General features: G+C 48.2%; 8 protein-coding genes. 4 read left to right on the top strand and 4 right to left on the bottom strand.

Translation table 11 applies throughout. The features are described from left to right. From A3750_RS27085 to A3750_RS01250, 4 genes are all read left to right on the top strand, one after another. The coding region (locus A3750_RS27085; RefSeq protein ID WP_156498292.1) for a transporter substrate-binding domain-containing protein at positions 1–109 on the top strand (109 nt) is incomplete at its 5' end. 57 nt (positions 110–166) lie between these two features. Beyond that, positions 167–868: an ABC transporter permease gene (locus tag A3750_RS01260; RefSeq protein ID WP_068454648.1), complete on the top strand. Its 702-nt coding sequence runs from the start codon at positions 167–169 to the stop codon at positions 866–868. Between the two features lies 1 nt (position 869). Continuing rightward, the gene (locus A3750_RS01255) at positions 870–1,589 is read left to right on the top strand and encodes an ABC transporter permease (RefSeq protein WP_068454644.1); all 720 of its coding nucleotides are present in this window, start codon (positions 870–872) and stop codon (positions 1,587–1,589) included. An 11-nt stretch (positions 1,590–1,600) separates the two neighbouring features. After that, entirely contained in the window at positions 1,601–2,635 is a 1,035-nt protein-coding gene (locus A3750_RS01250; RefSeq protein ID WP_068454640.1) for a succinylglutamate desuccinylase, read from the top strand. Here A3750_RS01250 and astB read toward each other — a convergent pair. The 4 genes from astB to A3750_RS01230 form a co-directional block, all read right to left on the bottom strand. After that, positions 2,606–3,943, bottom strand: coding sequence for an N-succinylarginine dihydrolase (astB, locus tag A3750_RS01245; protein WP_068465779.1), 1,338 nt, complete (start codon positions 3,941–3,943; stop codon positions 2,606–2,608). The two genes, A3750_RS01250 and astB, sit on opposite strands and share 30 nt — an antisense overlap. A gap of 26 nt (positions 3,944–3,969) precedes the next feature. After that, on the bottom strand, positions 3,970–5,442 hold the full coding sequence (gene astD / locus A3750_RS01240; protein WP_068547956.1) for a succinylglutamate-semialdehyde dehydrogenase: 1,473 nt from the start codon (positions 5,440–5,442) through the stop codon (positions 3,970–3,972). 9 nt (positions 5,443–5,451) lie between these two features. Then, on the bottom strand, positions 5,452–6,486 hold the full coding sequence (astA, locus tag A3750_RS01235) for an arginine N-succinyltransferase (RefSeq protein ID WP_068453804.1): 1,035 nt from the start codon (positions 6,484–6,486) through the stop codon (positions 5,452–5,454). A gap of 84 nt (positions 6,487–6,570) precedes the next feature. Beyond that, on the bottom strand, positions 6,571–7,584 hold the full coding sequence (locus A3750_RS01230) for an arginine N-succinyltransferase (protein WP_068453805.1): 1,014 nt from the start codon (positions 7,582–7,584) through the stop codon (positions 6,571–6,573).

The following is a 7,584-nucleotide window of genomic DNA, read 5'->3' as shown; positions in this document are numbered from 1 at the left end:
CGATACAGAGCTTGCGGAGAAATTCAACGCTGCACTTAAAAAGCTGAAAGAAGACGGTACTTATGATGAGATCATGAAGAAGTACTTCGCTTACAGCATCAAGATTTAAGTAACGACGAAAATGGAGGCCTCTGGCCTCCATTTTTCAACAAAACGGACAACACACATGATCGATTTGCACGGCTATGGACCATCCATCTTTGAAGGTGCCATTCTCACCGTCGAGGTAGCAGTCCTGTCGTTGCTTCTAGCGCTCATACTTGGCCTTGCAGGTGCCATCGCCAAGCTTTCTAAAAACCCTGTTCCCCGAGTCATCGCAACCGTTTACACAACCGTCATCCGAGGGGTGCCTGATCTCGTTCTTATGCTACTGATTTTCTTTGGTGGCCAGATGCTGATGAACGAATTCTCGGACTGGCTCTATGAAGAATTCAACATTGATGTTTTTTTCAACATCAATGAATTTATTGCAGGTGTCATTACAATTGGTTTTATATTCGGTGCCTATATGGCTGAAACTTTCCGGGGCGCTTTTCAATCTGTCGATAAAGGTCAATTGGAAGCCGGTCTCGCCTATGGCATGAATCGCCGACAAATATTTTTCCGCATTTCATTCCCGCAAATGATGCGTCATGCACTACCAGGCCTTGGCAACAACTGGCTAGTCATGCTCAAAACAACCGCCTTAGTATCGATTATCGGCCTTGCGGATATGGTTCGGCTTGCTTCAGAAGCCGCAAAAGCCGTCCACGAGCCCTTTACATTTTTAATTCCTGTCGCCTTTGTTTATCTGCTGTTAACCGCGATATCTGAATGGGTATTGAAACGACTTGAAGTCAAATACAGCGCCGGTGTGGCGAGAGGGTAAGATGATGGAAGCGTTTTTAAGCCTGTTTGCCGATAATTCTATTTTCAACCCGACCACGCTGATGCATTACTGGGACGGTTTTGTCACGACGGTACAACTGGTGTTTTTGTCGCTGGTTATAGGGTTGATCATCGCGCTGCCTCTCGGCATTTTGCGCACATCAAAGAATCCTTTTATTAACTGGCCTATCTGGGCTTACGTTTATTTTTTCCGAGGTACTCCGCTGCTCGTTCAACTGTATCTCATCTACTACGGAACAGCGCAAATTAAAGGCATTCAAGACACCATCTTCTGGAATATTCTTTCTGAAGCGTTCTATCCATGCCTGATCGCATTTGTGCTCAATACCGCAGCCTACACGACCGAGATTATTCGAGGGGCAATTGAAGCAACGCCAAAAGGCGAGGTCGAGGCCGCTAAGGCCTATGGTATGAGTGCAGCGCAACGCATGCGTAGAATCATTCTTCCTGGAGCTCTGCGTCGCGGTCTACCGGCTTATGCAAATGAAGTCATCTTCATGCTCCACGCGAGCTCCATCGCAAGTGTGGTCACCATTGTTGACCTGACAGGCGCAGCGCGAGATATATACGCGCGCTATTACGCTCCGTTTGAAGCGTTCCTTTTTGTAGCGGCCATCTATTTGTGTCTAACGTTCACCTTGATTTATGTGTTTCGCAAGATCGAAACCCGCATCATGGCGCACACCCGCCCCATCTCCTAACGGAGCGAGCAATGCCCGAAAACGAGCACCTGCTAAATCAGCATTCGTTTATCGAAGCAACCTTAGGGAACAATCTTTGGCGCCAAAGCCAGGCCTTGTGTCTGGAGGATGGCACCAAGATAATGACACGCGCCAAAGGCGTCGTAGAGCTACTACCGATAAAACAGAATAAACGCGGCTTGCTGCTTTCCGCCGGCATCCACGGTAACGAAACAGCCCCCATCGAACTTCTTGATAAGCTACTTACAGACTGCATCTTAGGCCGGATAGTCGTTAAGCGCCCCACCCTCTTAATACTTGGACATCCTCAAGCAATAAAAGCGGAAAAGCGCTTTGTTGAACACAACATGAATCGACTTTTTATGGGCGTACACGAGCGCAAAGCATTTCGTGGATCCATTGATGCAGAGAGAGCCAACATTCTCGAGTTACAGGTTAAACGATTTGCGAGCCGACACTCCCTCATCGAACATTATGATCTACACACCGCCATTCGAGACTCGACTATAGAGCGCTTCGCACTCCAGCCAAAGCGAGAACATGAGCCAATCACCAGAGTTTCAGAACTGCACAGACTCGTGTTTAAGGATATGGGAGTCAACGCGCTCGTTTATCAGCACAAACCAGCGTCAACCTTTTCATCGTATACCTCCAGAACGTTCAAGAGCGACTCGTATACGGTTGAGCTAGGCAAGGTGCGCCGCTTTGGTGAAAACGACTTAGAGCGTTATACAAACACATATAACAGTCTTTGCGGGCGAGTATCAGACATCACACACAGCGTCCCCCCTCAAGACCATCAAATCGAGGATATCACCGAGTTTGAAGTGTGCCATGAAATCGTCAAGGATGATGCCGCATTTGAGCTACTTGTGTCTGAGGACGCGGCCAATTTTAAAGAATTCGAACAAGGCGAGATGGTCTCACGTTCGCCTTGCTCAGAGTATACCGTTCAAAATGAGCGTGAGTTTCTTATTTTCCCCAATAATAAGGTGCCCATTGGTCAACGCGCGGGACTAATGCTGAAACGCGTAAATCGCAGGTAAACCCAGTAATTGCGTCAATTCATCAAGTGCAGTCATCGACTCAGCAATCAGTCTCGGATCGGCCAAATCTGATTGCGAAATCTGATCTCTGTAGTGGCGCTCGACCCACGCCGACAAGATACCATAGAGATTATCCGTCATTAGAACCCCTGGGTGGACCGCAGCTAACTCATCTTCCGTTAGTGCAACACGTAATCTCAGACAGGCAGGACCACCGCCATTCTTCATACTTTGCTTGAGGTCAAAACTCATCACTTCTCGAATCGGATTATCGCCTGCCACAAGCTTCTTGAGGAAGCGCTGCACAGACGGCGTATCATCACATTCCGAAGGCACAACGAGCATCATTTCACCTTCGCTGGTAGTCACCAACTGGCTATTAAAGAGATAACTTGAAACCGCATCATGCAGAGGCACTTCGTGCTCAGGAACGGTAATCACCAACAGCTCTGTATCACCAAGCTTGGCTTTAAGCTCGCTGATCACCTCATCTTGTCTAAGGAATGCTTCTTCATGGCAAAAGAATACGTTTTGATTGCCAACCGAAATCACGTCATTGTGAAAGACACCGGCATCAATGGTATCTGGATGCTGCTGGGCATAGACAACACGGCTTTCATCAATCTGATGCAGTCGAACGACAGCCTGACAGGCCTCAAGAGTTTGTCTGGCAGGGTAGCGTTTGGGCTTTAAACCTCGTTCGCTAAACGCCTGACGACCGTAAACAAAAAGCTGAACACCCGGCCGATCGTAAGCGGAACAAAAGCGCGTATGATTGGCAGCCCCTTCATCACCAAACTGGCCGACCGACGGTAATGCGGCATGATGGGCAAAATACCGTTCGTTATTAAAAATCGCTTGCAGCATCCGGCTCGTCGTTGGATGCTCTATCGCACGATGCAGCTTTGCATTTAGATTCGCCGGCGTGAAATGCACTAAACCGTCGTTACTATCTGCGCTTGGAGACACGGTCGCGGCATTGGCTGTCCACATGCATGAGGCGGAGAAAACAGAGCCCAGAATGGCCGGAGCTTCCTTGGCTGCTTTAGTAAGAACTTGAGCATCTGTTCCTACAAATCCAAGTTGACGCAACAGGCTCATCTCGGGCCGATGATGCGGAAGCAAAATTCCTTGTTTGATGCCTTTATCCGCTAGCGCCTTCATTTTTTGCAAGCCTTGAAGGGCAGCCTGTTTTGGATTGGAAACATCTTTCAGGCTTTGCTCAGATGCGATGTTGCCAAACGACAAGCCCGCATAGTTATGAGTGGGTCCGACAAGCCCATCGAAATTTACTTCATACGCCTTCATGATGCGTCCCTTTGTTAATCCAACACTTATGTTTTAATTTCCAAACCTGGAGAAATCGATGCAGGTAGCATAGCGTGTTCTGCTTCCATCGATGCTACCGGATAAGCGCAATAATCTGCCGCATACAAAGCACTCGCACGATGGTTGCCGCTTGCGCCGATACCACCAAACGGTGCTGCACTACTGGCACCGGTTAAAGGCATATTCCAGTTCACAATGCCGGCTCTGCTGTCTAGTAAAAAGCGCTGCCATAACTCTGCGCTTTCGCTAATCAGTCCTGCGGCTAAGCCAAAACGCGTCCTATTGGCGAGCTCTATCGCCTGCGCATAATCATCATAACGGATAACCTGCATGAGCGGTCCAAAGTATTCTTCATCTGGCGCGTTAATGCCGCTTACATCAACAATGCTCGGTCGCAACATTGCAGCAACCTTGTTGTCCCGCGCTAATTCGAGCAATGGTTTTGCCCCCAGCCCGAGTAAGCGCTGATAAGCATCTACAATATTCTGTGCTGCTGCATCTGAAACGAGACAACCCATAAATGGCTGGCTCTCGGCATCATAAGCACCTACGCTTAATTCGCGGGTCGAGGAGATCAAACTCGAGACCAGTTTGTCACCAAACTCCCCCTTAGGGATAAACACACGTCGCGCGCAAGTGCAGCGCTGTCCTGCGGATACAAAGCTAGAAAACAGAATATGATGGACCGTCGCCTCAAAGGGGACATCCTCATCAATAATCAGCGGGTTATTACCCCCCATCTCAAGGGCAAGGATTTTGTCGGGCTGACCACCCCAAAGTTGATGCAAGATAGCGCCGGTGCCTGAACTACCTGTAAAGAACAGGCCATCTAGGCCGGTGTGCTTTGAAAGCGCTTCACCGGTCATACGCTCACCCTGAACCAGATTCATCACGCCTTCGGGAAGCCCCGCTTCGAGCAAAAGCTTCATCGTGATCTCTGCAACCAGAGGGCATTGCTCACTGGGTTTAAACACAATGGTATTGCCAGCCAGTAAGGCAGGAATAATATGACCATTTGGCAGGTGCCCAGGAAAATTATAGGGTCCAAAAACGGCCACCACGCCATGCGGTCGATGTCGAAGACTTGCGGTGCCTGCCGGGAGCTGTTTACTACTAGAACCTGTTCGGTCGTTATATGCCTGAATTGAAATTCCGACCTTGCCAATCATTGCCGCAACTTCAGTGCGCGACTCCCACAAAGGCTTACCCGTCTCTTTACCGATCGCATCTGCAAGCGCTTCGGTGTTTGTCTGAAGCTGTTCTTTGAAACGTTCAACTAAGGCCACTCTCTGCTCAAAAGAGGTACGTGCCCAATCAACGAATGCAGAGCGTGCAGCCGATATAGCATGATCGACGTCATCACTATTTGCCGTTGTGGCAGACCAAACACGCTCTTGCGTATAGGGGTTCGTACTTTCAAGAACAGGGCCGGAACCTTCCTGCCATTTACCATTAATCAACAACCCAAGGTTGGACATGCTGCTCTCCTATTCGTAACGAAGCGGTATCACGCGAATATCAGATTGGTCATCTATCAATAACGCATCAGCTTGCTCTTTACTCAAACTAACATGGTCGTGGGCGACCTGCTCTTTGGATACAAGCAAGGCTCTGAAACGCTCCATTTTTCGATTCGAAACCACATAGTCAGTGCGTTCACCAACAGGCGCTTTATGCTGTTCATCAACTCTATACGGTAAAACTTTACTCTCTCGAACGCCTCGAATTTCTTCAACAAAGGTCTCCATCACCGGTCCTCCATCGAAAATATCGACATAACCGTTAAAGTGAAAACCCTCTTTTTTCAGCATCTCAAGCGCCGGGCGCGTATTTTCGTGAGGTTGCGCAATGACGGCACGCGCCTCTGGACTAAGGGAAAATAGATAAATTGGGTATTTAGGCATTAGCTCTGCAACCATTTCTTTGTTGCCGAGCCCGACTTGATAATCGGCATAAGAAAAGTCCATTTGAAAGAACTTTTTACCTAGTGACTCCCAAAATGGTGAGATACCGTTTGAATCGGAAACACCGCGCATTTCAGCAACAATCTTAGAAGCAAAGTAGTCTTGAAAGTCCGCCAAAAAGAGTAATCGGCATTTCGATAGCAAACGCCCGTTGTTGCCCTGACGAGAAGACGTATCGAGATATAAGGTACATAATTCAGATACACCAGTCAGGTCGTTCGTTATGTACAACATCTGATTTGAACTATGAACACCTATTTGCTTTGAGGCATGAACAACCTTACAAATTCGGTAGTTATACCATACCTGTTCAAGCCCAACGTTTGCTTCAATAGCACTAACACCCACAACCTGATCAGATTTGGTGTCTTGCATCGCAAACACATAGTTACCGCGCTCTTTGGGTTGCGCACCACGAAAAGAGCGAATCGAATTAAAAATGCGATTCTCTAATAAGTCTGGATTATTCGGTAAGGTCGTCACACCAACACCGGAGCCCTCGGCGAAGCCAATCAAAGCGGTGAGATCCTGACTTTCTATCGGTCGAACCACCATCATATCCAGCAATCTCCTTGATGCCTGAGCACATTCATTCCAAAAAACCTATTCAGCCAGCGCATTTCAAAAGCACTGGCCTGGTTTCTAACAGGGACTAAAGAAATACTCCGATCCAGAGCGTAACTTCAAGTGTTCCATTTCTGCCGTATTGACCCGCAACACATCTCCTCGTCCATCCGTTAGTTGAACCAAGCCACATCGAAAATCCGTGTAAGCGTCGTTACAGACTAAAAATGGCAAGCCAGTGGATACGCTGCCGTGTAACAAGGTCTTCTTTGACGCATCTTTATAGGTTGTGACTTCATCACGTTTGGCAATCATCACCTCACCAGCATCAAAAATATCGACGTAGGGCGAGCGCTGAAAGCCTTCTCTCTCGAGCAACGCGTGAATATCTCTTGCCCTATCATCATGCCGCCCGATAACGGCCTGCGCTTCGGGCGTTAGCATCTTCACGTATACGGGGTGCGGTGGCATCAGTTCCGCTAGGAAGGTTCGGCTCTTGGTGGCAACGTGATAATTTGCACTAGCGTAATCCATATTGAAGAAGTTGCGCCCCCAGCTATCCCAGAAGGCGGACTGCCCTTCTTCATTGCATACCCCTTGCAGCTCAACGACAAGATTCTCGCTAAACATATCACTGAATTGTCGCATGAACATAAATCGAGCACGCGAGATCAAATCAAATTGCGTTGTACCAAGAAGCTCTCGCTTGATCGCAAAGGAGCATAAAACGTTGTAACCAGTGAGTTCATGCGTGAGGTGCAACACCGAAACCGGAGTATGAATATCAAAGGTCTCGGAAGCATGAATCAACTCACCAAGGCGATAGTTATAGAACGGTCTCTTGGACTCATTGTTCATTGCAATACCCGAACAGCCTAAAATCTGTCCTGTTTGCGTGTCCTCTAATACAAACAGAAAAAACTGTCCGCCGGTCAAACCGGAGCTATCTTCAAACGAACGCAAAGAGTGCTCAATACGCTCTACAAGCCTCGCACGTTTCCGCGGGAGAGAAGAAATCTGCGCATGATTATCGCGCACTAGAGACTCGATACTGCTTACATCATCCAGTGTGCATGGACGCACTAGATGCAT

The organism is Oleiphilus sp. HI0079, assembly GCF_001635105.1.
This window is presented reverse-complemented; position numbering and strand designations above follow the sequence as displayed.